Source organism: Lysobacter firmicutimachus (genome assembly GCF_037027445.1).
Classification (GTDB): Bacteria; Pseudomonadota; Gammaproteobacteria; order Xanthomonadales; family Xanthomonadaceae; genus Lysobacter; species Lysobacter firmicutimachus.
This window is the reverse complement of sequence record NZ_JBANDL010000002.1, coordinates 5,175,934-5,200,072: the sequence shown is the minus strand read 5'-3', so window position 1 is coordinate 5,200,072 and position 24,139 is coordinate 5,175,934. Positions and strand designations below refer to the sequence as shown.

The following is a 24,139-nucleotide window of genomic DNA, read 5'->3' as shown; positions in this document are numbered from 1 at the left end:
TCGGCCTGCGCCGCGGCAGTGAACGATTCATTTTTTTCCTTCGCCCGCCCGCCTTTGGCAGTGGGTTTCTGTTAACTTTCGGAACGCTCATGCGGGTTCATTTATGCGAATTCCGCGTGAAAAACCCGCCTCTGGGGATCTACTGGACGCAATGAGTACTCCCGCGACATCCACGGGCCGGATCCTCGTCGTCGACGACCAGGCCGCGAACCTGCGCGTGGTCACCGCGCTGCTTTCGCGCCAGGGCTACGAAGTGGTGTCGGCCGCCACCGGCGACGAGGCGCTGCGCCTGTACGCCGAGCAGCCGCCGGACCTGATCCTGCTCGACGTGATGATGCCGGGCATGGACGGTTTCGAAGTCATGGCCGCGCTGCGCGCCGATTCGCCGCTGCGCGTGCCGGTGGTGTTCGTGACGGCCGCGCACGACCGCGATCTGTTGCTGCGCGCCTTCGATGCCGGCGTGGTCGATTACGTCACCAAGCCCTTCCTGCCCGAGGAACTGCTGGCGCGGGTCAACGCCCACGTCGGCCTGAAGCTGACCCGCGACCGCCTGGAACGGGTCGCGCGCGAGCGCGAGGAACTGGTCAACCTGGTCGCGCACGATCTCAAGAACCCGCTGACCAGCGTGCTGTTCGCCAGCGACCTGCTGTTGCACGACGGCTGCAAGCCCGAGCGCGTGCCGCGCTATCTGCAGATGATCCACGAGAGCGCCGACGACGCGCTGGGCTACATCCGCCATTACCTGGAAAGCCAGGCCGGACCCCGCGACCCGGCCGGCGCGCAAGGCCGCGCCGACCTCGGCGAGACCCTGGAGTGGCTGGTGCGGCGCTATGAGATGCAGCTCGACGCGCGCGGCATCCGCATCCAGGTGGTGCCGCCGCCGGCGAACGGCGCCGCGCTGGTGGCGATGGACGCGCGGGTGCTGCGCCAGGTCAGCGAGAACCTGGTCACCAACGCGATGAAGTACGCGCCCAACAGCGAGCTGCTGCTGGCCGCGCGCAACAGCGCGCCCGGTTTCTGGCAGCTGATCGTCGCCGACCGCGGCCCGGGCATTCCGGTGGCGCGCCAGCGCGAACTGTTCAAGCCTTTCGTGCGCCTGCACGACGACGCCGTCGACGACGGCCTGTCCAGCGGCCTGGGCCTGTCGCTGGCCAAGCAGATCGTGGTCAATGCCGGCGGCCAGCTGTGGTACGAAGAGCGCCGCAACGGCGGCTCGCGCTTCATCATCGAGTTGCCGGAAGCGGCGAAGTAGCCGGCCGCCCGGCCTGCCACGACCGCAGGCCGGGAGCCCCGCGCTCCACCCGACGAGGGCGACGGAGCGACGGGGATCGACCGGCCTGCGGCCCGCAGAGCCGATGTCGGATCGGCGATGCAGCGATCGCGCTACCGCCGTGGCTTATTCGGCCGACTCTTCGCCGTTGCCGTTGCGCTGCGCGCTGCTGCGGCGACGGCCGCTGCCGGACTCGGCGCGGCGCGCGTCGATGCGGCGCGCGCTGCCTTCGATCGGATCGCCTTCGGCCTGCTTGCGCGCCTTGCGCCGCGCGGCGGCGTACCACAGCAAACCGGCGCCGGCGACCGCGGCCACCGCGATCACCGGGTTGCGACGCACGAAGCCGCCGGCGGTGCGTGCGCCGGCCTTGAGCGCGCCGAGCTTGGCGCCGGTTTCCAGCCATTGGCCCGCCTTCGGCGCCGCGTCCTTGAGGTTGGCGCTGAGCGCGTGAACCAGTTCCATGGCACGGTCGGGCAGGGATTCGAATTTGCTCATCGTTGCAATCCTGTGATGAGGGAAAGGGCTTCAGTGTCGGCGCGTTGCCGTTGAAATTCTGTGATCGCACGCGCGCCGGTCCGGCTCGCGGCTGAATGCCGGCGACGCCGCGAGCGGCACGAAACGGCGGCCAGATCTGCCGCTGCGCACAACCACGCCGGATGATACGGACCGCCCACGGCGCGCGACAGCCGGACGAGCGGACGAGCGCGGCGGCGCGCGCCGCGCAGCGCTCAGGTGCCGCGCGGCTTGGCGCGATGGGTCGCGGTCGCGGTCCAGGGATCGTCGGGCCAGGGGTGCTTGGGATAGCGGCCCTTCATTTCTTTTTTCACTTCCGGATAGGTGCGCTCCCAGAAGCCGCGCAGGTCCTGGGTGACCTGCAGCGGACGCCCGGCCGGCGACAGCAGGTGCAGGGTCAGCGGCACGCGGCCGTCGGCGATGCGCGGCGTATCGGCCAGGCCGAACAACTCCTGCAGTTTGACCGCCAGCACCGGCGGCTGCGGCGCGCCGCGGTCGCCGCGACCGTTGTCGGCCTCGTCGTCGTAGGCGTATTCGATCCGCCGTTCCATCCCCGAGGGCACCACGATCCGGGTCGGCGCCAAAGCCTCCAGCCGCTGCCGCCACGTCCAGTCGGCCAGCGAGCGCAGGGCTTCGCCGAAGCCGGCCTCGTCGAGCGCATCGAGCCGGGTCTTGCCGCTCAGGGCCGGCTTCAGCCAATGCTCCAGGCCGTCGAGCAGGGCCGCATCGGACAGGTCGGGCAGAGCGGCCTCGCCATCGGCCAGCTCGGGCATCCACGCGCGCACGCAGCGCATGCGCGCGCGCCACTGCTGCAGCGATTCGGTCCACGGCAAGGCCGACAGGCCGAGCTGGCGCACCGCATCGACCAAGGCATCGGCATAGCGCGCCGGGTCCGGCCGCGCCAGCGGCCGGCTGTCGAGCACGATACGGTCGTAACGACGCTCGCGTACCGCGGCGATGCCGCGCGCGGCGGCGTCCCAGACCACCCGGTCTTCGCTGACGAAGCGCTGCGGGAACTCGCGCTCCAGCCGCGCCTCGTCCAGCGGCGCGGCGCGCAGGATGCGCGCGTCGCGCGGGTCGTCGCGCAGTTCGGCGACGACCAGCCAGGGTTCGCCGTACACCGCGCTGTCGTCGAACAGACGCGCGCTGCGGCCGTTGGCGAGCTGGTAGCGATACGGGTCGCCGGGGTGCTGGCGCGCGATCCGGTCCGGAAACGCATGCAGCAGCAGATCGCCCAATGCGTGCGCCGGCACCGACGCCGGCGGCGCGGCGTCGACGCGCAGGCGCCGGCGCCATTGCCGGGCCGCCTGGTCCAGCGCCGCCAAGGCCGAACGCGCGGCCTCGGCCGGGGCGCGGCCGGCGCGGAACGCGGCCAATGCCTGCCAGCGCGCGGCCAGCGCATCGCCGCCGCCGCGCAAGGGATCGCGCGCTTCGACCAAGGCCGCCAGATCGCAGGCCAGGGCGCGTTCGTGCGGATCGTTGGGCGCCAGCAGCATCGCCGCCAGGCGCGGATGGGTGCCCAGCGCGAGCATGCGCCGGCCGAAGGCGGTGATGGTCGCCGCTTTGCCGACGCCTTCCAGCGCGCCGAGCCGCAGCAACAGCTCGCGCGCCGCCGCCATCGCGCCGCCCGGCGGCGGATCGAGGAAACGCAGCCCGGCATCGCCCCACGCGGCCAGTTCCAAAGCCAGCCCGGCCAGTTCGACCTGGGCGATTTCCGGCCGCCGCTGCGGTTCCAGCCGCTGCGATTCGGGCCACAGGCGATACGCCCAGCCCTCGGCGACGCGACCGGCGCGGCCGGCGCGCTGGTCGGCCGAGGCCTGGGCGATGGCGACCACGTCCAGGCGCGAGAAGCCGCTGTTGGGGTCGTAGCGCGGCTCGCGCGCCAGCCCGCTGTCGATCACCACGCGCACGCCGGGCAGGGTCACGCTGGATTCGGCGACATTGGTCGCCAGCACCACCCGGCGGCGGCCGTCGGGATCGGCCTGCAGCACCCGGCTCTGCTGTTCGACCGGTAACTCGCCGTGCAAGCTCAGCACGTCGATGCCGCGCAAGGCCTCGCTGCCGGCCAACGCCGCATCGGCGCGGCCGATCTCGCGCTGGCCGGGCAGGAACACGAGCACATCGCCCGGATGCTGCGCGACCGCATGTTCGACCGCGCGCCGCAGCTGGTGCTCGAGTTTTTCCTCGCGCCGCGCCGGAAAGTGCGCCAGCGTCACCGGATAGCTGCGGCCGGCGCTGCTCAGTCGCGGCGCGTCGAGGAACTGCGCCAGCCGCTCGCCGTCCAGGGTGGCCGACATCGCCACGATGCGCAGGTCGTCGCGCAGCGAGGCCTGCACGTCCAGGGCCAGGGCCAGGCCGAGGTCGGCGGCCAGGTGGCGTTCGTGGAATTCGTCGAACAGCAGCGCGCCGACCCCGTCCAGGGTCGGGTCGTCCTGGATCATCCGGGTCAGGATGCCCTCGGTGACGACCTCGATCCGGGTCCGCTCGGAGACCTTGTTCTCGAAGCGGATGCGATAGCCGACGGTGTCGCCGGCGGCCTCGCCGCGCTGGCGGGCCATGAAGGTCGCGGCGGCGCGCGCGGCGACCCGACGCGGTTCCAGCATCACGATCTTGCGCCCGCCCAGCCACGGCGCGTCGAGCAGGGCCGGCGGCACCTGGGTGGTCTTGCCGGCGCCGGGCGGGGCTTCCAGCACCAGGCGCGGGTGCTCGGCGAGGCTGGCGCGGATCTGCGGCAGCAGGGAATCGATCGGGAAGGCGGGACTGTTCACCCGCGCAAGGATACGGACCGGCGGCGGCGCCCGGAATGGCGCGGCCGCCGGCGCCGGTCGCGTCAGTCCTCGAACTCGCCGCAGCCCATCAGCAAATGGGTCGGGTTCTTGACGTCGCCGATCACCACGATCACCGCGTTGGCGTAGGTGTTCTTTTTGGCGTCCTGGCACGGTTCGTCCGGCTTGCTCGGCGCGATCAGCACGCTCATCGGCCGGGTCTGCATGCCGACCGTGATCGTGCCGGCCAGGCCGTAGCGCCCCTTGAGCACGCCGAGCACCGGCAGGTCCAGCACCGGCACGGTCGACGTCAGGCCGCCGGCGGCCAGCAGTACGCCGCGCGGCTTGGTCAGGTGGAACTCGGCCGCACCGGGCACGGTGCGCTGCAGTTGGATGTTCCACGACAGCTTGCCGACGTTGCCGCCATCGAAGGGCTGGGCGGAGAAATCGAACTTGGGCTTGGCCGATGCGGCCGCTGCATCGGTCTGCTCGGCATGGCCGGGAACGGCCCAGCCCAGGATCGCGGCCAAAAGCAAGGTGACGATGCGCATGAGGGTTTCCCTTGGCGGCCGGACGGCGCCTTCTACGCAACAACGCGGCGGAACGCAGGCTGTGAAAAAGCGGCTGCAGGAAAGTGGGCTGCGAATCGGCGCGGGGAAAGCGCGGACGTCGTCGGTGCGAACGCGATCGCTGTGCGGCTCCGGTCGGACCCGGCGGACGCGCAGCGCCGCAACGCCGCCGGGTTGGGTCGGACGCGGCGAGCCTCTACACTGCGCGCTGCTCCGTTCCCGCTGTGCCCGCCCCATGCAACTGATCGACATCGGCGCCAACCTCACCCACGACAGCTTCGACCACGACCGCGAGGCGGTGCTGCAGCGCGCGCGAGAGGCTGGCGTGGCGCGGATGGTGATCACCGGCGCCAGTCGCGAGCATTCGCCCAAGGCGCTGGAACTGGCCCGGCGCTATCCGGGCGAGCTGTTCGCCACTGCCGGCGTGCATCCGCACCATGCCGTCGAATACACCGCCGAATGCGACGCCGAGATGCGCGCCCTGCTCGGCCACGACGAGGTGGTCGCGGTCGGCGAATGCGGGCTGGATTACTTCCGCGACTTCTCGCCGCGCCCGGCGCAGCGGCGCGCGTTCGAAATGCAGTTGCAGACCGCCGCCGACACCGGCAAGCCGTTGTTCCTGCACCAGCGCGACGCCCATGCCGACTTCATGGCGATGATGAAGAACTTCGACGGCAAGCTCGGCCCGGCGGTGGTGCACTGCTTCACCGGCACGCGCGAGGAACTGTTCGATTACCTCGACCAGGACTGGCACATCGGCATCACCGGCTGGCTGTGCGACGAACGCCGCGGCCTGCACTTGCGCGAACTGGTCAAGCACATCCCGGCTGAGCGATTGATGATCGAAACCGACGCGCCCTACCTGCTGCCGCGCACGGTCAAGCCGGCGCCCTCGCATCGGCGCAACGAACCGATGTACCTGGCCCACATCGTCGAGGAGCTGGCCCGCGACCGCGGCGAGGACGTCGCCGTCGCCGCCGCCCACAGCACCGCCACCGCCAGCGCCTTCTTTCGCCTGCCGGCCTGATCCCAAGTCGGCTGTTGCCGTCGCCGAATCCCCGATCCCGAATCGCGAATCCCGAATCGCGCGCAACAAAAAAGCCCCGATCCTCAGATCGGGGCTTTTTTTCCTGCGCATCGGCTCAGATCAGTACTTCCATTCGAAGGCCAGGTTGTAGCGACGGCCGAGAATGTCGTAAGTGCTGAACAAGTTCGCCGAGGTCTGCGCCGGGAACGGCGGGTCCTTGTCGAACAGGTTGCTGACCGCCAGGCGCACCATGGTGCGATCGTTGAAGCGGTAGCGCACGCCGCCGTTGAACAGCCAGTAGTCGCCGACCTTGAGGATGTCGCGGGTTTCCGGCGTGTTGAGCACGTCGAACTCGGCGCTGCTGAGGTAGTTCGCCGACAGGTTGGCGCCGAACTTGCCCTTCTCCCAAGCGCCGCTGAACTGGTACTGGCGCTTGGAGGTGCCGATCTCGCCGACCGCCGGGTTGGGGCTGACGCCGGTGTTGTCGACGGTCAGTTCCTTCGGGAAGTAGCCGGTCACGCCGAACGCGAAGCGGCCGAAGCGGTCGGTGTCGAAACGGTACGACACTTCGGCCGAGTAGGCCTCCATGTTGAGGTACTTGCCGTTGACGAAGCCGCTGACGAAGGTCGTGGCCTGGCCGGCGTTGGCCGGACCGGTACCCGGCGCGTTGCGGGTGATGCGGCTGCAGAACGCGTTCGCGTTGGGCACGTTCGAGGCATCGAAGTCGGGCGCGTCGAAGCAGGCGGTGGCGATTTCGGTCGCGGTCAGGTTGCTGATGACGTCGGTGATCTTGATCTTGTAGTAGTCGGCGGCGACGGTCAGGCCTTCCAGGAACGACGGCGCCCAGGTGAAGCCGTAGGTGTGCGAATCGGCCGACTCGTTGCGCAGGTTCGGGTTGCCGCCGGACACGCCCTGGATCGAGGCGCCGTTGGCGTTGGAGTTGAAGCTGGTCAGGCCGTAGTAGCTGAGGAAGGCCTGGCAGTTGCGCGCGCGCACCGCCGGGTTGTTGCCGCCGGTGATGAAGCGGGTGTCGCAGGGATCGCCGGTGACGAACTGGAACGAGGTCGCCTGCGGCAGGAAAGCCTCGGTGATCGCCGGCGCGCGCAGCGAGCGGGTGAAGTTGCCGCGGATTTCCAGATCCTGGAACGGCTTCCACTGCAGGCCGTAGGTGTAGGTGTCGAACTTGCCGTTGATGCTGTTGTCGACCTGGCGGTACTTGCCGACCACGTCCAGCTTCTTCAGCAGCGGGATATCGGCTTCCGGATTGACCAGCGGCAGCACGAACTCGCCGAACCACTCCTTGGTCGAGTATTCGCCCTGCAGCGGGGTGATCGGCACCGACCGGCCCAGCCCCTGGGTCAGGAAGGTGCCCGGATCGAACAGGCCGCTTTCCTTGCGGTATTCGTAGCCGATGTTGTACTGCAGCGGGCCGCTCCACAGGTCGAACAGGGTGCTCGACAGGTTGATGTTGAAGACCTTCTGCTCCTGCAGCGCCTGCGACTCGGTGCGGGTGGTGACGTAGTTGCGCGCCGCCGCGCTGGGACGGCCTTCGCCGAACAGGTCCAGCGGCACGCAGTTCGGGTCCGGACGCGGCGCGATGCCGCCCGGCACCACCACGCCGGCCACCGGCGCGCCGTTGCAGACCAGCTGGCCCTGGGCGTTGCGCACCACGTGCAGCGCGTTGACGAAGTTCTGCTGCACCAGCGAGGTGCCGTAGGCGCGCGAATCGCTGCGGCCGTAGTTGCCCGACGCTTCCCAGTAGAACACCCGATCGGCCAGCTCGAAGTCGCCTTCCAGGCCGACCACGATGCGGCCGAGCTCGGTGGTGGCGCTGCCGTTGTTGGTGACCAGGTCGCGCGAAGCGCGCGACAGATTGAACGAGGTCACCCCCAGGCCTTGCAGGGTGGTGCGGGCCTGGTCGGTCAGTCCGGCGTAGGTGGTCGGGAAGCGGATCATGCCGCTGGCGCCGGCGAACAGGGGCGAGTTGTAGGCCCACTGGTCGACCAGCTCGGTGCTCTCGGCCGAGTAGAACGAGCCTTCCAGGAACACGTCGATGTTGTCGGTCAGGCCCCAGCGCGCGGTGGTGTTGAACGACATGCGCTTGAGGTCGGAGGTGATCTGGCCGGCCTCGATCAGGCTCAGGCCGTCGCCGCCGCTGGCGTCGGTGGCGGAGAAGGTCGAACCCGGGTTGTACGGCACCAGGTTGCCGTTCGGGTCGAAGGCCAGCACGGTGCGGTTGCCGGTGCCGAAGCCGTTCGGGATCAGGTTGCCCGAACCGGTGCGGAACGCGCCGGTGGTCGGCGAGATCAGGCCGCCGAACGGCGTGGTCCAGATGCGCCGGTCGCGGATCAGCACGCCGTTGGGGATGCCGTCGGTCGCGCCGGTGTTGAACGGGATGTTCGGGTTGTAGCGGCCGTCGTTGGCCGGGGTGCGTCCCGGGAACAAGGTCGCCATCTGGGTGGCGTTGGGGTTGGTGCTGTTGAAGAAACCTTCGCGGAAGTAGTCGCGCTCGCGCTGCAGCACGCCCTTCACGTTGTCGTAGGTCAGCGAGAAGGTGACGTTGCCGCGGCCGTCGTCGAAGTTGGCGCCGACCAGGGCCCAGACGTTGTAGCGCTCGTTGTCGCCTTCCTCGGTGACGCCGTAGTTGCCGCCGAATTGGACGCCTTCGAAGTCCTTGCGCAGGATCACGTTGACCACGCCGGCGATGGCGTCCGAACCGTAGGTCGGGGCGCCGCCGATGGCGATGTTCTCGACCCGCTCGACCATCGCGGTCGGGATCGCGTTGAGGTCGACCTGCACGCCGGGCGCGGCCGGGCCGAACAGGGTGGTCGGCGAGCTGGACACGTAGCGGCGGCCGTTGACCAGGGTCAGGGTGCGGTTGCTGCCGATGCCGAAGCGGTTGACGAAGTTGACGCCGGTGCCGAACGTGGCCTGGCCGCCTTCCGGGGTCACGCCGACGCCGAAGCCCGGAATTTCGTTGAGCGCATCGGCGACGTTGGTCAGGCCGCGGTCGGCGATGTATTCCTTGGTCACGACGGTGGCCGGCTCGAGCGTGTCGAAGCCGGCGCGGCGGATGCGCGAACCGGTCACGACCATGCGGTCCAGGTCGGTCGGCGCCGAGCCTTCGGAGGCCTCCGGCTTGGCCGTGGTCGCGGTTTGCGGAGCGGGCGTCGGGTCTTGCGCGAACGCCGGAGCGGCGATGACCGCGAGGATGCCGAGCAACAGCGGGCGGCGGCGCAGGGACGCGCGACGGGCCTGAGTCGTAACCATAAGTTTTCCCCCGAATGGACATCCGACCGACGGGTCGGATGCGCATTAATAGATTGTTAAACACAACACGCGCAAGAGGCCCGGTTTTTTTGTTTGTTTTCCTATGTAACTAATTGATTTCACGTGCCTATAGCGGCAGATCGAACGGTCGTTTCACTGCAGGGCGGCAAAGAATTGCGCCAGAAATGGCAAATGAAAAGGCGGCTTTCGCCTATAGCGCGAGCCGCCTGGATGAAGGTCTTGACCCGGCCGCGCCGGCGCCCCGGCATCGGGGGCGCCCGGACTGCGGCGACGGGCTCACTGGTCGGTGAATCGGCCGCAACCGAACCACAGCGGTATTACGGTCGAACCGATCTTGACCGGCTTGTCCAAGTCCAAGATCTGGATCGCGTAGGTGAAGGGTTGGCCGTTCGGATCCTTGGTGTTGCCCTTCTTGTCCTTGCAGACCTCGCCCAGCTTCACCGGCGCCAGTTGCACCGAGATATTGGTCGTGGTCTTCAGCGCGATCTTGCCGACCAGGGTGTAACGGCCGTGGCCCTCGGTCGCCTGCTGCTGCAACGGGCCGCTGAGCCGTTTGGCTCGCGGCACCCTCAGCTCGTAGCCGACCGACAGGTCACGGGCGGTGGTCAGCTTGACCTGCCAGTCGGTGTTGCCGCCGCGGAACACCGGCGCGGGGAAGGTGATCTGCTGGGCCGGTGCGGGCGACGCAGCGAGCAACGCGGCCAGGCCCAGCACCGCACCGGCAACGACGGACGAAATACGCATGAACGACTCCTCTTGAGTGGCGACGACCAGTCGCCGTAACGCTGCAAACGGCGCAAGCCGGCCGGCGTGAAGCGTTGCCGGGCGCGGGACTGCGACCCACGCCGCGATCGTGCCGGCTGCGGACGCCGGCCCAGTCGCTAAGCTAGGCGCCGCTGCGACGCCGCCCGGCGGCGCGGCGCTTCCCCGACCCCATGGATTTGCGCATGTCTCTCGCTCCGACCGCAGCGGCGCGTTCGCCGCTGCTCGTGCCGCTGGCGCTGGCCGCCGCCTTGTTCGCCGCTTCCGCGCTGTTGTTGTTGATCGGGGCGCTCGCCGTCCCCGAGGCGGTGCGCAGTGAACTCAAGCTGGCCCCGATCCTGCTGCAGTGGCTGTGCAAGGACGGCCTGTTGGCGGGCCTGGGACTGGCCGTCGCCTGCGTGCTGACTCAGCGCCGCGGTGCGCCGCGGCGGCCGATCGGCGCTGCGATCTGCGCGCTGTTGCTGGCGTTCGCCGTCGCCCTGCTGTGGTCGACCACCGTCGACGCCTGGCTGTACGGCCGTCTCGGCGGGCAGCGGCGCGAACTGGAAGCGGCCTTCGCGGGGTCCGGCCTGCTCAAGGCGGCGGCGCAGATCGCCGTGGCCTGGCCGCTGGCGTGGTGGATCGGCGGTCGCGGTGCGACGCCGGTGGCCTGGAGCGGCGCGGCACGGCGCGCGATCGGCGCCCTGGTCGGCGGCGGCGTCTGCGCCGGCCTGGTGCTGGCGCTGCAGCAGGGCGCGGCCGGCTTCGCCGCGCTCGACGGCGACGGCCATCGCAGCGGCATGAGCGCGGTCGCGCTCGCGGTCGGCGCGGTGCTGGCGCTGGTCGCCGGCGTGTGGCCGTTGCGCTCCGGTCACGGTGCGCTCGGCGCGCTGGCGGCGGCGGCGCTGACGCCGCTGCTGTTGTTGGCCGCGGCGGTGCCGTTGGCGCTGTATGGGCAGGCGCTGGAGTTGCCGATGCTGATCGCGCTGGCCCTGGCGCTGATCGTCGCCGCTCCGCTGCTGGCGTGGCTGACGGTGCGCGCACTGCATCGGCGCGGGCGGCCCGTCGCACCGGCGGATTGAACCGGCGGCGCCCGCTACGGCGCCGCGGGGTTGGGGTCGGCCTCAGTACATCGCCAGGTCGGCGCAGCCTTCCAGCTTGTCCATGCCGTCGACGCTGACCCGGATGCTGTTGCGGTGGCGGCCGTCGCCGTCGTCGATGCACTCCATGCGGTCGATCTCGATCGTCATCGGCTTGGCGCCCTGAACCGTGCTCAGCTCGCCGCTGAGTACGATCAGGTCCGCCGGCGCATCGGCCGGTTGGCCGAGGTAGCGCGCCTGGCCGCTGGCCTTCTCGCTGCCGCTGCCCCAGGTCAGCTCGACCCGGTGGTTCATCTCGCCGGTGGCCTGGATCTGGATGCTCCAGTGCTCGCCGAAGCCTTTCAGCGCCGGCACCGGGCTGAGCTTGCCGACCTGGTCGGCGCCGATCTTGCCCAGCGGCCGTTCGCCGCCGACGGCGCTCGCGCCGGTGTCGCCGGCCTGGTTCGCAGCCGGCGCCGCGGGTTCGGCGGTCTTGGCTGGCTCCGGCGCGGCGCAGCCGGCCAGCAGGGCGGCGCACAGGGCCGCGGTCAGGGCAATCGAACGCATGGGGCAGTCCTCGGTATCGGAAACATGGCACTTAAAAGGCCGTCGCTCTTGCAGGCCGGCGCCGTTGAGCGCCGGGACGAGGCTCCGCCCTTGTAGCCCGAGCGCGGTGCAGGCCGGATCAATGCGGCGCCTGCAGCGCGTCCAGTTCGGCGCGGACCTCGCGGCATTGGTCGCGGTCGCGTTCGGGATTCGCCGGCAGACGCTGCAAGATCGCATCCATCTCGCGCGCCCCGCGGCGGAACGCGTCGCCATAGGCGGCCTCGTCGAAGCCCTCGCCGCGCGCCCGTGCCTCTCGGCGGGCGGCGTCGCGCAGTGCCTCGGCGATCCGGCTAAGCGGTTCCTGCGCCAGACCGCAATAGCGCGCCTGAGCCAGGCGCATGCCGTCGGCGGCGTGGCGCGCCGCGGTTTCTTGCCCCGGCGTCGCGGCGGCGACCGCCGCCGGGACCAGGCCGAGCGCGGCGGCCAACAGCCAGGCGCGAGGGCTCAACTGCGCAGCCCGACGCCGCGCTTGAGCAGCCACAGGCCCAGCGACGACAGCGCGGCCACGAAGCCGAGCATCAACGCATAGGCCACCCACAGCGGCACGTCGCTGCTGCCGAGCAGGCCGTAGCGGAACGCGTTGACCATGTAGAAGATCGGATTGGCGTGGGTCGCCGCTTCGGCCCAGGCCGGCAGCAGCTTGACCGAGTAGAACACGCCGCCCAGGTAGGTCAGCGGGGTCAGGATGAAGGTCGGCACGATCGCCACATCGTCGAACTTCTTGGCGTAGACGGCATTGACGAAGCCGGCCAGGGAGAAGATGGTCGCGCCGAGCAGCACGGTGGTGAGGGTCACCAGCGGATGCGGCACCCGGACCGAGGTGAAGCACATCGCGATCAACAGCACGATCGCGCCGACCATCAGCCCGCGCAGCACCGCGCCGGCGACATAGCCCCACAGGATCACCCAGTTCGGCATCGGACTGACCAACAGCTCCTCCACGTGGCGGCCGAACTTGGCGCCGAAGAAACTCGAGGAGATGTTGCCGTAGCTGTTCTGGATCACGCTCATCATCACCAGGCCGGGGACGATGAACTCCATGTAGCTGTAACCGCCCATGTCGCCGATGCGCGAGCCGATCAGGCCGCCGAAGATCAGGAAGTACAGGGTCATGGTGATCGCCGGCGGCACCAGGGTCTGGCCCCAGATGCGCAGGATGCGCGCGACTTCGCGCCGGACGATGGTGCCCAGCGCGATCAGGTTGCGCCGCGCGGGCGAAAGCTCGCGCGTTTGCGCGGCGTCGGTATGGCTGCTCATGCGGCGCTCCCGGTGGCGGCCGGCGAGGGCTGGGCGATCATGCGCACGAACAGCTCCTCCAGGCGATTGGACTTGGTGCGCATCGAGCGCACCCGGATGCCGGCTTCGCCGAGCGCGGCGAAGACCCGGTTGAGGTCCATCGCGCGCGGCATTTCCAGGTCCAGGGTGTGATCGTCGGCGGCGCTCAGGGTCGCGCCTTCGATCGCCGGCAGGGTCGCCGGCAGGCGGCCGTCGATGTCGAGCAGGAAGCCTTCGACGTCGAGCTTGGCCAGCAGCGCCTTCATCGGCCCCTGCTCGACGATCCGGCCCTGGTCGATGATCGCCAGGTTGCGGCACAGGCTCTCGGCTTCTTCCAGGTAGTGCGTGGTCAGGATGATGGTGGTGCCGGCGGCGTTGATCTCGCGCAAGGTCTTCCACATGCCGCGGCGGATCTCGATGTCGACGCCGGCGGTGGGCTCGTCGAGGATCAGCAGGCGCGGCCGGGTCATCATCGCGCGGGCGATCATCAACCGCCGCTTCATGCCGCCGGACAGGGTGCGGCTCATCTTGTCGGCCTTGTCCCACAGCTGGGCGCGCTTGAGCTCTTCCTCGGCGCGCTGCAGGGCGACGGCGCGCGGCACGCCGTAGAACCCGGCGTAGTTGACCAGGATGTCGAGCGGCTTCTCGAACATGTTGAAATTCAGCTCCTGCGGCACCAGGCCGATCAGGCGCATCGCTTGGTCGCGGCGGCGATTGAGGTCGGTGCCGAAGATCTCCACCGAACCGTCGCTGAGGTTGACCAGCGAGCTGACGATGCCGATCAGGGTCGACTTGCCGGCGCCGTTGGGGCCGAGCAGGGCGAAGAAGTCGCCCTCGGCGACGTCCAGGGACACGCCCTTGAGCGCCTGCACCTTGTTGTCGTAGGTCTTGCGCAGGTCGCGCACGCGCAGGGCGGGCACCTCGGCGGTGCCGGACGGGACCGGACGGGGGCCCGTGGCGGGGGCCGTTGGCTGGGTCATCGTGGGAGGGTCTCGGATCGCTGGGCCGCGGGCCTCGCGGCGAATGGCTTAGTATAGGCGGCCCCGTGGCGGCGCTCCGGCCACAGACTGTTGCGAAAATCCGCGTTGCGCAGCCCAGGACCGGTCCCCGGCCCCGCGCAACCGCCGCACCGGGCCCCGCGCCCGGTCCTATTGCGCCCGCGGCCGCCCGCCGCGGGAGCACGATCGAGAAACGCGCTGCAATGAAGCAATTCCCCCTCAAGCTCGTGTCCCGCCGCATGCTGGCCCCGACCGTCGGCCACTACGTGTTCCTGCGCGACGACGGCGAGCCGCTGGACTTCATCCCCGGACAGTTCATCCAGGTTCATTTCCAGTACGCCGACGGCACCGCGACCAAGCGCAGCTACTCGCTGGCGACCCTCCACGACCACGCCCTGGGCGCCGGCGAAACGGTCGAGATCGCGGTCAGCTTCGTGCCCGGCGGCGCCGCCACCGCGCTGTTCGAAGGGCTGGGCGACGGCGAACAGGTCCAGGCCAGCGGCCCGTTCGGGCGCTTCTGCCTGATGCCCGCGGACAGCAACCGGCGCTATCTGTTGATCGGCACCGGCACCGGCGTGACCCCGTACCGCTCGATGCTGCCGCAGCTGGAAACCCTGATCCGCGAACGCGGCATCCAGGTGGTGCTGCTGTTCGGCGCGCGCACCCCGGCCGAGCTGCTGTACGGCGACGAATTCCGTGCTTTCGCCGACCGCCATCCGCAGCACTTCCGCTTCGTGCCGTGTTTCTCGCGCGAATTGCCGGAGCAGCCGCATGCGGACGTGCGCCGCGGCTACGTGCAACAGTTCCTCGACGAGTTCGCGCCCGATGCGGCCGGCGACATCGCCTACCTGTGCGGCAATCCGAACATGGTCGATGCCTGCTTCGAAGCGCTCAAAGGCCACGGCCTGCCGGTGCCGCAGATCCGCCGCGAGAAGTACGTCTCGTCCAAGTAAGCCCGCGCACCGCCGGCGGCGCGAGGCCGCTGCCGGGTCCGGTCACATTTTTCCCGGACCGACCGTCTGTCATCCTTGAAGGCGCACCGCCTTGGGATGAGACACGGACATGCACTCAGCACTGACGTCACACCGACCGCGCGCCGTCGCGGTCGCCGGCCTGGCCGCGTTGCTCGCGGCGGCCGCATTGAGCGGCTGCGGCGACCGCGGCCGCGGCGCCGACACCGGCTCCGGGGAGGGCGACAAACGCCGTTACGGCCGGATCGCGTTCGATCCGTGCACGTTGTCGACGCCGTACGCCAACGGCACTTTCGCCGCGCAATGCGCGCGCTATGACGTGCCGGAGAACCCGGCCGAGCCCAAGGGCCGCAAGCTCAGCCTCAACCTGGCCTGGCTGCCGGCCACCGAGGGCGCCGGCAGCGCCGATCCGGTGTTCTTCCTTGCCGGCGGACCGGGCCAGGCCGCGACCACCTCCTGGCCGATGGTCGACGCCGCATTCCGCGAGGTGCGCAAGCGCCGCCATATCGTCCTGATCGATCAGCGCGGCACCGGCCAATCGGCTCCGCTGACGTGCGCGGAGGCGGTCGGCGGCGACCCGATCCAGGACCAGGCCGCCGCCCTGGACGCCTCGCTGCGCGCCATCAAGCAGTGCGTGCAGGGCCTCTCGGTCGATCCGCGCTACTTCACCACCACCGAGGCGATCGCCGACCTCGACGCGGTGCGCGCGGCGATCGGCGCGGACCGGATCAACCTGGTCGGCGTGTCCTACGGCACCCGCGTCGCCCAGCAGTACGCGATGCGCTATCCGCAGCGGGTGCGCAGCCTGGTGCTCGACGGCGTGGCGCCGAACGAGCTGGTGCTGGGCAGCGAGCACGCGCGCAACCTCGACGCCGCGCTGGCCCTGCAATTCAAGCTGTGCCAGCAGACGCCCGCCTGCCGCCAGCGCTTCGGCGCCGATCCGCGCGAACAGCTGCGCCAGCTGATGGCGCGGCTGCAGGCCGCGCCGGTCGAGATCGACTACCGCGATCCCAGTACCGGCGAGCAGAAGCGCGCGCCGATCACCGCCGGCCACGTCGCGATCCTGACCCGGATGTTCTCTTACGCGCCGGAAGCGGCGGCGCTGTTGCCGCTGGTGCTCAACGAGGCCGACCAGGGCCGCTACGCGCCGTTGATGGCGCTGTCGAAGATGCTCGAGGCCCAGCTCGGCGACGAGATCAACTTCGGCATGCAGCTGTCGGTGAGCTGCGCCGAGGACGTCGATCTGTTCCGCCCCGACCCGGCCGATGCCGACACCGTGCTAGGCGACAGCCTGACCCGCTCGCTGACCGAACAGTGCAAGGCCTGGCCGACCGGCGCCCGGCCGAAGAACTTCCACGAGCCGCTCAAGAGCGACGCGCCGGCGCTGCTGCTGTCCGGCGAACTCGATCCGGTCACGCCGCCGCGCTACGGCGACCAGGTGGTCAAGCACCTGCGCAACGGCCGCCATCTGATCCTGCGCGGCCAGGGCCACGGCGCCTTGCGCATCGGCTGCACGCCCAAGCTGCTCGGCCAGTTCCTGGAAACCGCGAACGCCAAGCAGCTCGACGCGCGCTGCCTGGACAGCCTCGGCTACGTGCCGCCGTTCGTGTCGTTCAGCGGGTGGGAGCCGTAACAGCGGAGATTGGGGATTCGGGATTGGCAGAGCCAACGCCCGGATTCGTCCCCTTCCTGCCGCTGTTGCGAATCCCGAATCCCAATCCCGATTCCCGTGGAAAGACCATGATCACCGCCCACGATCTGCATAAATCCTTCAAGACCAAGACCGGCACGGTGCACGCTGTGCAGGGGGTCGAATTCGAGGCCCGCGACGGCCAGATCACCGGCTTGCTCGGCCCCAACGGCGCCGGCAAGACCACCACCTTGCGCATGCTCTACACCCTGATGCGGCCCGACCGCGGCGAAGTGCGGGTCGACGGCGTCGACGCGGCGCGCGATCCGGCCGCGGTGCGGCGCGCGCTGGGCGTGCTGCCCGATGCGCGCGGCGTCTACAAGCGCCTGACCGCGCGCGAGAACATCGCCTACTTCGGCGAACTGCACGGCCTGCCGCGCAGCGTGGTCGAGCAGCGCACCCGCGCACTGGCCCGCGCGCTGGACATGGACGACATCCTCGATCGCCAGACCGAGGGCTTCTCGCAGGGCCAGCGCACCAAGACCGCGATCGCCCGCGCCCTGGTCCACGACCCGCGCAACGTGATCCTGGACGAACCGACCAACGGCCTGGACGTGATGACCACCCGCGCCATGCGCGGTTTCCTGCGCGGCCTGCGCGAAGAAGGTCGCTGCGTGATCTTCTCCAGCCACATCATGCAGGAGGTGGCCGCGCTCTGCGATCGCATCGTGATCGTCGCCAAGGGTCAGGTCGTGGCCGCCGGCACCGCCGACGAGCTGCGCGCGCTGACCGGCGAACCCAACCTGGAAGACGCCTTCGTCAAGGCGATCGGCAGCGAAGAAGGACTGCTCGCATGAATCTCCGTTCCCTTTCCGCGATGTGGGCGGTGGTCCGCAAGGAACTGCTCGACATCTCGCGCGACCGCCGCACCCTGGCCATCGCCCTGCTGCTGGGCCCGCTGCTGTACCCGCTGCTGATGGCGGGCATGGGTTCGCTGGCCGAGAACCGCGCCCGCACCCAGCTCGACGCGGAGCTGCGCCTGCCGGTGCGCGGCGCCGAGCATGCGCCGAACCTGATCAAGTTCCTGGCCATCCAGAACATCGTCGCGATCCCGGCGCCCGCCGACCTCGACGGCGCGATCCATCGCCAGGACCACGACGTGGCCCTGATCGTGGCGGCGGATTTCGCCGAAAACTGGAAGCAGGGCCGCCCGGCGCTGGTCGAGATCGTCCAGGACAGCACCCGCCGCGATGCCGAGATCCCCAGCCGGCGCCTGCGCGCGGCGCTGGAAGGCTATAGCCGCCAGGTCGGTTCGCTGCGCCTGCTGGCGCGCGGCATCGCCCCCAGCGTCGCCCAGTCGATCAACGTCGGCGATCGCGACATCGCCACCGCCGAGGCCAAGCGCGGCCTGCTGCTGTCGTCGCTGCTGCCTTACCTGCTGATCCTGACCTCGTTCATCGGCGGCGCCCACCTGATCATCGACGCCACCGCCGGCGAGCGCGAACGCCAGTCGCTGGAACCGCTGTTGGCCACGCCGGCCTCGCGCGGCGCGATCGTCAGCGGCAAGATCGCCGCGGCCTGTCTGCTCGGCCTGTTGTCGCTGCTGCTAACCTTGCTCGCGTTCAAGCTCAGCGCGCAGCTGGGCCGCGGCCTGAGCCAGATGCTCGACGTGCGCCTGGCGGCGATCGGCAAGATGCTGCTGATCCTGACCCCGATGTGCTTCTTCGGCACCGCCCTGCTGACCTTCCTGGCGGCCACGGCCAAGAGCGTCAAGGAAGCGCAGAGCCACTTCACCTGGCTGATGCTGCTGCCGCTGCTGCCGACCTTCGTGCTGATGGTCAACCCGATCAAAACCCAGCTGTGGCAGTTCGCGGTGCCGTTCCTGGCCCAGAACCAGCTGCTGCTGAAGGTGATCCGGGCCGAAGCCATCGAGCCGTCGGTGTGGGGCGTGTACCTGGGCTGCAGCTTCGCCCTCGCCGGCCTGCTCTGGTACGCGGCCGTGCGCCGCTATCACAACGAGTCGCTGGCGGTGTCGGGCTGAGCCCCGGCTCTCGGCTCCGGCCCCGCGCGGGCCGGGCCGCGGACACGAAAAAGCCCGGCTCGCGCCGGGCTTTTTCGTTGTTGCGGGAGTGCCCCGGAACGCGACGGATCAACCGCCGCCCGGGTTGAAGCCGATCGTGCGGCGGGTGGTGACCGGCGACGGCACCGGCTGGAACCGCCACTTGCGCACCGCATTGACCGCCTCGCGGTCGAACACCCGTGCCGGGTTGGAACGGACCACGCGCGCGGCGGTGACCGAACCGTCGGTGGCGACGGTGAACTCGACCTGGACTTCGCCGGACTGGCCGGCGCGCAGGGCTTCGGGCGGGTAACGCGGAGCCGGAGTCGACACCGCGCGCAGTTCGCTCGGCGCCGCCGCGGCCGGGGCCGCGCGCTCGCTGGCCGCGGCCCGCTGCGCCGCGGCGCGTTGCTCGCTGGCGCGCTGTTCGGCGGCGCGTTGCTCGGCCGCACGCTGCTCGGCTTCGCGCTGCGTCGCCGCCTGGCGCTCGGCGGCCTGCTGGGTCGCCAGTTGCTGGGCGGCCTGCTGCTGTTGCTGTTGCTGCTGCTGCTGACGCTGCTTCTCGAGCTCGGCCTGTTTCTTGGCCTGCTCTTCGGCGGTCAGCTTTTCCTGCTCGGCGCGCTTGGCCTGGGCGTCCTGGGCGGCGCCGACGCTGGCCTTGAGCCGGGCCAGGGCCGGGTGCTGCGGATCGGCGCGTTCGATCAGCGCCGACAGGCGCTGGGCTTCGCTGAAGTCTTCCCGGCCCACGCTCTGTTCGGTCGCGATGACCGTCATCGGCAGCAGGTCGGTCAGGGCGCTGGACGCCGCCGCATCGGCCGGAGCCTTCTCGCGCAGGGCCAGGTAGTACTCGACCGCGTTGTCTTCGGCCGGGGCGTACAGGCGGTTTTCGACATAAGCCTTGCGCGCGGCTTCGCGCAACTGATCCACCGACATGGCCGAAACCTTGGCCGAGACGGCGGTCTGCGCAGTCACCGCCGGAGCGGTGGCCGCGGCCGTGGGCGCCGCGTCCGTGGCGGGTGCGGCGTCTTCCTTCTTTCCGCAGGCCGCCAGCGCGCATCCGAGCGCGAGCACGACGGACACCTGCTTTACAGCGGACAGCCGGCTGTATTGCCGGTCATTGTTGGCGACGATCATTGATTAAAAACTCCCCTGAAGTACGCGAGACCCGTCCGATACGGGGCCGGGCGCACGCCCGATAGGACGCGCTAGCGCGCCGCGTTTGTCAAGCGTTCAGGTTGGCGAGGTCCCCGCGATAGGCGTCAGATGCCGAGTGTGCCACCCATCGCGGCTGCCACCGATACCGGGTGTGTCGGTTCGCCCGTTGGGACGCGACCGGGCGCTCAGTTCGACGTTGGCGCGGGCAACGGCATGAAAACGGCCGGGGCGCCGCCGCTCGCCTGGGTGCGACCGGCCCGCCGGGCCGGTCCCGTCGCGGGCAGCCGGCCGCGCGGGCGACCCGCCAGAATCCGCAAAGCGGGCGCGGGTCCGGCCGCGCCGCGCCGGCGGCAGCGGGGGGCCCGTCCGGTCCCGGCCCCGTCCGACGTCCTTTCGACCTGGGTCCACTAGAATCGAACCCATCACAGACGAGCCCATCCATCGCAGGCGGGCCGATCACCACGGGCAGGGAGCGGAACATGAGCATTCTGGGTTTCATCAAGGGCGAGCTGCTGGAAATCATCGAGTGGACCGATGACTCGCGCGACACCCTGTCGTACCGCTTTCCCGACGACGACAAAGAGATCAAGAACGGCGCCCAGCTGATCGTGCGCGAGTCGCAGCAGGTCCAGTTCGTCGCCGCCGGCCAGTACGCCGATCTGTTCGGCCCGGGCAAGCACACGCTCAAGACCGAGAACATCCCGATCCTGTCCACCATCCTGGGCTGGAAGTACGGCTTCAACTCGCCGTTCAAGTGCGACGTCTACTACCTCAACACGCGCCTGTTCACCGGCAACAAGTGGGGCACGTCCAACCCGGTGATGATGCGCGACGCCGACTTCGGCGTGGTCCGCCTGCGCGCCTTCGGCACCTACGATTTCCGCATCGTCGACCCGCCCAAGTTCCTCAAGGAAGTGGCCGGCACCGACCAGAATTTCCGCCTCGACGAATTCGCCGACACCATGCGCTCGCGCATCGTCAGCGTGTTCACCGACGCCCTGGCCACGGCCAAGGTGCCGGCGCTGGACGTGGCCTCGCGCTATGGCGAACTCGGCGAAGCGCTCCTGCCGCTGATCAACCCGGCGATGACCGCCAAGTACGGCATCGAGATCACCGGCTTCGTGCTGGAGAACGTGTCGGTGCCGCCGGAAGTGGAGAAGGCGATCGACGCGCGCTCGAGCATGAGCGCGGTCGGCAACCTCAACGACTACGTCAAGTTCCAGATGGGCAGCGCGATGGGCCAGGGCGGCGACGCCGCCGCGGCCGCCGCGGTGCCGGCGCAGATGGCGGTCGGCTTCGGCATCGCCCAGGAAATGATGCGCAGCATGCAGAACGCCCAGCCCGCTGCGCCGGCGGCCGGCGCTGCCGCCGCGGCCGGCGCCGGCGCGCTGGAGGTGCTGACCCCGGAGCAGGCCGCCGCGACCCTGGGCGTGTCGGTCGAGGACGTGATGGCGGCGATCGCCGTCGGCGACCTCAAGGCGCGCAAGATCGGCTCCGCCACCCGCATCGCCAAGTCCGCACTCGAAGAATTCCTGCGCGGCTGATGGACAACGCCACCGTCGGCAAACATCCCTGCCCGGAGTGCGGCGGGGATTTGCAATGGAATGCGTCCAAGCAGGCGCTGGCCTGCCCGTACTGCGGCACCGTGGTGCCGTGGTCGCCGGCGCAGGAAGCGCAGGGCACGGCCGTGGTCGAACTCGACCTGGCCCGGGCCTTGGCCGAGCACCCCAGCGAGCAGCGCGGCTACGGCGGCGACGCCGAGCGGCGCGAAGTGCAGTGCCGCAGCTGCAAGGCGATCTCGGTGTTCGTCGACGGCAAGGTCGCGCAGCGCTGCGAGTTCTGCGGCTCGCCCTCGATCATCGCCCACGAATCCCTCGGCGACGCGATCACTCCGCAGAGCGTGCTGCCGTTCAAGTTCAGCGACGGCCAGGTGCGCGACGCGATCCGCAAGTGGTACGGCACGCGCTGGTTCGCGCCGAACCGGCTCAAGACCGCGGCGCTGACCGACACCCTCAAGGGCGTGTACCTGCCGTACTGGACCTTCGACGCCCACGTCGCCGCGCGCTGGCGCGCCGAGGCCGGCTACTACTACTACGAGACCGAGAGCTACATCGAGAACGGCCAGCGCCGCACGCGCGAAGTGCGCAGGGTGCGCTGGGAACCGGCCTCGGGCGCGCTGCAGCATTTCTTCGACGACGAGCTGGTGCCGGGCACGGTCGGCGTGCATGCCGGCCTGCTGGAACAGATCGGCCAGTTCCCGACCACCACCGACCTCAAGGCCTACTCGCCGGAATTCGTGCGCGGCTGGCTGGTCGAGCGTTACCAGGTCGATCTGCGCCGCGCCTCCGAGCTCAACACCGAATCGATGCAGCAACAGACCCGGCAGCTGTGCGCCAACGACGTGCCCGGCGACACCCACCGCAACCTGCAGGTCCAGGCCGACTACAGCGGCCGCACCTTCAAGCACATCCTGGTGCCGGTGTGGCTGGTCAGCTACACCTACGGCTCGCGCAATTTCCAGGTCCTGGCCAACGGCTACACCGGCCAGATCGCCGGCGAGCGGCCCTACAGCTGGGTCAAGATCTTCTTCGCCGCACTGGCCGCGCTGATCGTCGCCGTGATCGTGTTCGGGCTGTTCGGCGGACAGCGCTGAGTTCGCCGGCCGCGCGTGCTCCTGCAGGAGCGGCGTGAGCCGCGACAAGGGACGCGCAGCAACGACACCCCGCTCGTCCGTCCATGATCCAAGCCGCGTCCCGGCACCGGGCTGGCAGCGGCGCAAGCCCCCTCGACGGCGACGGTTATTGATTTCAAATCAAGAGTAATTCGCCGATCAGGCTGTTTTTCGCCAAAGTCGGTTCGCCGACACTGCGCATTCCCATCCGGCAGACCCTCCGCCCGATCATCCCGTCCACCGAGGCCGTCGCCGCCGGTAGCGCCGGGCTCATCGTCGGCTACCCGTCTTCCCCCGTTTCCATCGCAAGAGGTTTCCCCATGAAGATCCCCGCCTTCGGCCTCGGCACCTACCGCCTCAAGGGCCAGACCGCGATCGACTCGGTCCGCACCGGCCTGGAACTCGGCTATCGCCACATCGACACCGCGCAGATCTACGGCAACGAAGCCGAGGTCGGCCAGGCCATCGCCGACAGCGGCGTGGCCCGCGACACGCTGTTCCTGACCACCAAGATCTGGACCGAAAACCTGTCGCGCGAGCGGCTGATCCCGAGCCTGCGCGACAGCCTGGCCAAGCTGCGCACCGACCGCGTCGACCTGACCCTGATCCACTGGCCCTCGCCGGGCGGCGCGGTGCCGGTGGCCGAGTCCCTGCAGGCCCTGGCCGAGGCCCAGGACGCCGGCCTGACCGGGGCGATCGGCGTGTCCAATTTCAACATCGCCCTGTTGCGCGAAGCCTTCGATGCGGTCGGCGCGCCGCGCATCGCCACCAACCAGGTCGAACTGCACCCGTATCTGCAGAACCGCATCCTGGCCGCCTTCGCCCGCGAACACGGGCTGCACCTGACCTCGTACATGACTCTGGCCTACGGCAAAGTCCTCGCCGACCCCGTGTTGAGCGAAATCGCCGCACGCCACGACGCCACCGTCGCCCAGGTCGCGCTGGCCTGGGCGATGCAGCAAGGCCATGCGGTGATCCCCTCCTCGACCCGCCGCGAGAACCTCGCCGGCAACCTGCGTGCGCAGAACCTGCGCCTGAGCGAAGACGACATGGCCCGCATCGCGGCACTGGACCGCGGCGAACGATTGGTCGACCCGGAAGGATTGGCGCCGAAGTGGGATTGAGCAGCGACGCCCCGCCGTTGCCGTTGCCGTTGCCGTTGCCGTTGCCGTTGCCGTTGCCGTTGCCGTGAAGAGCTTGGCGCAGCAGCGAACTCGCGAGAAGACCCTGAAGCCCCGGAGGGCGGCCCGCAGGGATGCGGGCCGTGCGCAGCCAGGCCAGGGATGGCCTGTGCGGAGCAGCCCTGCGCAAACCTCGTCCCATAGTGGCTTTTGATTCGAAACAGTTATGGCGTTTTCTTTGGTTACTTTCTTTGTCGCCTTGGACAAAGAAAGTGACCCGGCCGCTTGCGGACGGAAGCTTTGCTTTTGAAGCCTTCGAACACAGACGCCGCAAGACCGCAGCAGCGCGGTCGCGGCTTACGCCGCTCCTACAGGGGCGTAGGACAAAGACGCGGCGA

General features: G+C 69.6%; 20 protein-coding genes. 10 read left to right on the top strand and 10 right to left on the bottom strand.

Features of this window, described 5'->3' with window-relative positions:
- The first annotated feature begins 151 nt into the window (after nt 1-151).
- The gene (locus V2J18_RS22370; protein ID WP_336132949.1) at nt 152-1,252 is read left to right on the top strand and encodes a hybrid sensor histidine kinase/response regulator; all 1,101 of its coding nucleotides are present in this window, start codon (nt 152-154) and stop codon (nt 1,250-1,252) included.
- 144 nt (nt 1,253-1,396) lie between these two features.
- Here V2J18_RS22370 and V2J18_RS22365 read toward each other — a convergent pair whose 3' ends face one another.
- The 3 genes from V2J18_RS22365 to V2J18_RS22355 all read right to left on the bottom strand — a co-directional run bounded on the left by V2J18_RS22365 (nt 1,397) and on the right by V2J18_RS22355 (nt 5,099).
- Entirely contained in the window at nt 1,397-1,765 is a 369-nt protein-coding gene (locus V2J18_RS22365; protein ID WP_336132948.1) for a hypothetical protein, read from the bottom strand.
- 233 nt (nt 1,766-1,998) lie between these two features.
- A complete protein-coding gene (gene hrpB / locus V2J18_RS22360) occupies nt 1,999-4,551 on the bottom strand; it encodes an ATP-dependent helicase HrpB (RefSeq protein ID WP_336132947.1) in 2,553 nt (850 codons plus the stop codon).
- Between the two features lie 62 nt (nt 4,552-4,613).
- A complete protein-coding gene (locus tag V2J18_RS22355) occupies nt 4,614-5,099 on the bottom strand; it encodes a hypothetical protein (protein ID WP_064748061.1) in 486 nt (161 codons plus the stop codon).
- 253 nt (nt 5,100-5,352) lie between these two features.
- Here V2J18_RS22355 and V2J18_RS22350 point away from each other — a divergent pair, with 253 nt between their 5' ends.
- Complete coding sequence (locus V2J18_RS22350) at nt 5,353-6,144, top strand: TatD family hydrolase (RefSeq protein ID WP_064748062.1); 792 nt, start codon at nt 5,353-5,355, stop codon at nt 6,142-6,144.
- Nucleotides 6,145-6,264: 120 nt separating this feature from the next.
- On the opposite strand, the gene V2J18_RS22345 is transcribed toward V2J18_RS22350, so the two are convergent.
- Both V2J18_RS22345 and V2J18_RS22340 read right to left on the bottom strand, forming a co-directional pair.
- On the bottom strand, nt 6,265-9,414 hold the full coding sequence (locus V2J18_RS22345) for a TonB-dependent receptor domain-containing protein (RefSeq protein WP_064748063.1): 3,150 nt from the start codon (nt 9,412-9,414) through the stop codon (nt 6,265-6,267).
- A gap of 297 nt (nt 9,415-9,711) precedes the next feature.
- Nucleotides 9,712-10,179: a hypothetical protein gene (locus V2J18_RS22340; protein WP_141233483.1), complete on the bottom strand. Its 468-nt coding sequence runs from the start codon at nt 10,177-10,179 to the stop codon at nt 9,712-9,714.
- Nucleotides 10,180-10,382: 203 nt separating this feature from the next.
- Here V2J18_RS22340 and V2J18_RS22335 point away from each other — a divergent pair, with 203 nt between their 5' ends.
- The gene (locus V2J18_RS22335; protein ID WP_336132946.1) at nt 10,383-11,258 is read left to right on the top strand and encodes a hypothetical protein; all 876 of its coding nucleotides are present in this window, start codon (nt 10,383-10,385) and stop codon (nt 11,256-11,258) included.
- A gap of 42 nt (nt 11,259-11,300) precedes the next feature.
- Here V2J18_RS22335 and V2J18_RS22330 read toward each other — a convergent pair whose 3' ends face one another.
- The 4 genes from V2J18_RS22330 to V2J18_RS22315 form a co-directional block, all read right to left on the bottom strand.
- Nucleotides 11,301-11,822, bottom strand: a complete 522-nt coding sequence (locus V2J18_RS22330) for a hypothetical protein (protein WP_064748066.1) — start codon at nt 11,820-11,822, stop codon at nt 11,301-11,303.
- Nucleotides 11,823-11,940: 118 nt separating this feature from the next.
- Nucleotides 11,941-12,309 (bottom strand): hypothetical protein, encoded by a 369-nt coding sequence (locus tag V2J18_RS22325; protein WP_064748067.1) that lies wholly within the window; start codon nt 12,307-12,309, stop codon nt 11,941-11,943.
- Complete coding sequence (locus V2J18_RS22320) at nt 12,306-13,118, bottom strand: ABC transporter permease (protein ID WP_064748068.1); 813 nt, start codon at nt 13,116-13,118, stop codon at nt 12,306-12,308. The genes V2J18_RS22325 and V2J18_RS22320 overlap by 4 nt, the downstream gene beginning before the upstream one ends.
- Nucleotides 13,115-14,041, bottom strand: a complete 927-nt coding sequence (locus V2J18_RS22315) for an ABC transporter ATP-binding protein (RefSeq protein WP_064748073.1) — start codon at nt 14,039-14,041, stop codon at nt 13,115-13,117. Before V2J18_RS22315 ends, V2J18_RS22320 begins: the two co-directional genes overlap by 4 nt.
- 296 nt (nt 14,042-14,337) lie before the next feature.
- On the opposite strand from V2J18_RS22315, the gene V2J18_RS22310 reads away from it, so the two are divergent.
- The 4 genes from V2J18_RS22310 (at nt 14,338) to V2J18_RS22295 (ending at nt 18,776) form a co-directional block, all read left to right on the top strand.
- Complete coding sequence (locus V2J18_RS22310; RefSeq protein ID WP_064748069.1) at nt 14,338-15,087, top strand: ferredoxin--NADP reductase; 750 nt, start codon at nt 14,338-14,340, stop codon at nt 15,085-15,087.
- Between the two features lie 109 nt (nt 15,088-15,196).
- A complete protein-coding gene (locus V2J18_RS22305) occupies nt 15,197-16,738 on the top strand; it encodes an alpha/beta hydrolase (RefSeq protein WP_336132945.1) in 1,542 nt (513 codons plus the stop codon).
- Between the two features lie 107 nt (nt 16,739-16,845).
- Entirely contained in the window at nt 16,846-17,592 is a 747-nt protein-coding gene (locus V2J18_RS22300) for an ABC transporter ATP-binding protein (RefSeq protein ID WP_064748070.1), read from the top strand.
- Nucleotides 17,589-18,776: an ABC transporter permease gene (locus tag V2J18_RS22295; protein ID WP_336132944.1), complete on the top strand. Its 1,188-nt coding sequence runs from the start codon at nt 17,589-17,591 to the stop codon at nt 18,774-18,776. Before V2J18_RS22300 ends, V2J18_RS22295 begins: the two co-directional genes overlap by 4 nt.
- A gap of 108 nt (nt 18,777-18,884) precedes the next feature.
- Here V2J18_RS22295 and V2J18_RS22290 read toward each other — a convergent pair whose 3' ends face one another.
- Entirely contained in the window at nt 18,885-19,928 is a 1,044-nt protein-coding gene (locus V2J18_RS22290) for an energy transducer TonB (protein ID WP_336132943.1), read from the bottom strand.
- Nucleotides 19,929-20,428: 500 nt separating this feature from the next.
- On the opposite strand from V2J18_RS22290, the gene V2J18_RS22285 reads away from it, so the two are divergent.
- The 3 genes from V2J18_RS22285 to dkgB all read left to right on the top strand — a co-directional run bounded on the left by V2J18_RS22285 (nt 20,429) and on the right by dkgB (nt 23,744).
- Complete coding sequence (locus tag V2J18_RS22285) at nt 20,429-21,493, top strand: SPFH domain-containing protein (RefSeq protein ID WP_336132942.1); 1,065 nt, start codon at nt 20,429-20,431, stop codon at nt 21,491-21,493.
- Nucleotides 21,493-22,602: a TFIIB-type zinc ribbon-containing protein gene (locus V2J18_RS22280; RefSeq protein ID WP_064749370.1), complete on the top strand. Its 1,110-nt coding sequence runs from the start codon at nt 21,493-21,495 to the stop codon at nt 22,600-22,602. The genes V2J18_RS22285 and V2J18_RS22280 overlap by 1 nt, the downstream gene beginning before the upstream one ends.
- Nucleotides 22,603-22,940: 338 nt before the next feature.
- A complete protein-coding gene (gene dkgB, locus V2J18_RS22275; RefSeq protein ID WP_336132941.1) occupies nt 22,941-23,744 on the top strand; it encodes a 2,5-didehydrogluconate reductase DkgB in 804 nt (267 codons plus the stop codon).
- Nucleotides 23,745-24,139 lie beyond the last annotated feature (395 nt).

Excerpts from the sequence above, each read along its gene's own strand:
- V2J18_RS22330 (WP_064748066.1), bottom strand. The coding sequence starts at position 11,822 with ATGCGTTCGATTGCCCTGACCGCGGCCCTGTGCGCCGCCCTGCTGGCC.
- V2J18_RS22370 (WP_336132949.1), top strand. The coding sequence starts at position 152 with ATGAGTACTCCCGCGACATCCACGGGCCGGATCCTCGTCGTCGACGAC.
- V2J18_RS22290 (WP_336132943.1), bottom strand. The coding sequence starts at position 19,928 with ATGATCGTCGCCAACAATGACCGGCAATACAGCCGGCTGTCCGCTGTA.
- V2J18_RS22285 (WP_336132942.1), top strand. The coding sequence starts at position 20,429 with ATGAGCATTCTGGGTTTCATCAAGGGCGAGCTGCTGGAAATCATCGAG.
- dkgB (WP_336132941.1), top strand. The coding sequence starts at position 22,941 with ATGAAGATCCCCGCCTTCGGCCTCGGCACCTACCGCCTCAAGGGCCAG.
- V2J18_RS22280 (WP_064749370.1), top strand. The coding sequence starts at position 21,493 with ATGGACAACGCCACCGTCGGCAAACATCCCTGCCCGGAGTGCGGCGGG.
- V2J18_RS22300 (WP_064748070.1), top strand. The coding sequence starts at position 16,846 with ATGATCACCGCCCACGATCTGCATAAATCCTTCAAGACCAAGACCGGC.
- V2J18_RS22340 (WP_141233483.1), bottom strand. The coding sequence starts at position 10,179 with ATGCGTATTTCGTCCGTCGTTGCCGGTGCGGTGCTGGGCCTGGCCGCG.
- V2J18_RS22310 (WP_064748069.1), top strand. The coding sequence starts at position 14,338 with ATGAAGCAATTCCCCCTCAAGCTCGTGTCCCGCCGCATGCTGGCCCCG.
- V2J18_RS22335 (WP_336132946.1), top strand. The coding sequence starts at position 10,383 with ATGTCTCTCGCTCCGACCGCAGCGGCGCGTTCGCCGCTGCTCGTGCCG.
- V2J18_RS22365 (WP_336132948.1), bottom strand. The coding sequence starts at position 1,765 with ATGAGCAAATTCGAATCCCTGCCCGACCGTGCCATGGAACTGGTTCAC.
- V2J18_RS22350 (WP_064748062.1), top strand. The coding sequence starts at position 5,353 with ATGCAACTGATCGACATCGGCGCCAACCTCACCCACGACAGCTTCGAC.
- V2J18_RS22295 (WP_336132944.1), top strand. The coding sequence starts at position 17,589 with ATGAATCTCCGTTCCCTTTCCGCGATGTGGGCGGTGGTCCGCAAGGAA.
- V2J18_RS22345 (WP_064748063.1), bottom strand. The coding sequence starts at position 9,414 with ATGGTTACGACTCAGGCCCGTCGCGCGTCCCTGCGCCGCCGCCCGCTG.
- V2J18_RS22355 (WP_064748061.1), bottom strand. The coding sequence starts at position 5,099 with ATGCGCATCGTCACCTTGCTTTTGGCCGCGATCCTGGGCTGGGCCGTT.
- V2J18_RS22305 (WP_336132945.1), top strand. The coding sequence starts at position 15,197 with ATGCACTCAGCACTGACGTCACACCGACCGCGCGCCGTCGCGGTCGCC.
- V2J18_RS22320 (WP_064748068.1), bottom strand. The coding sequence starts at position 13,118 with ATGAGCAGCCATACCGACGCCGCGCAAACGCGCGAGCTTTCGCCCGCG.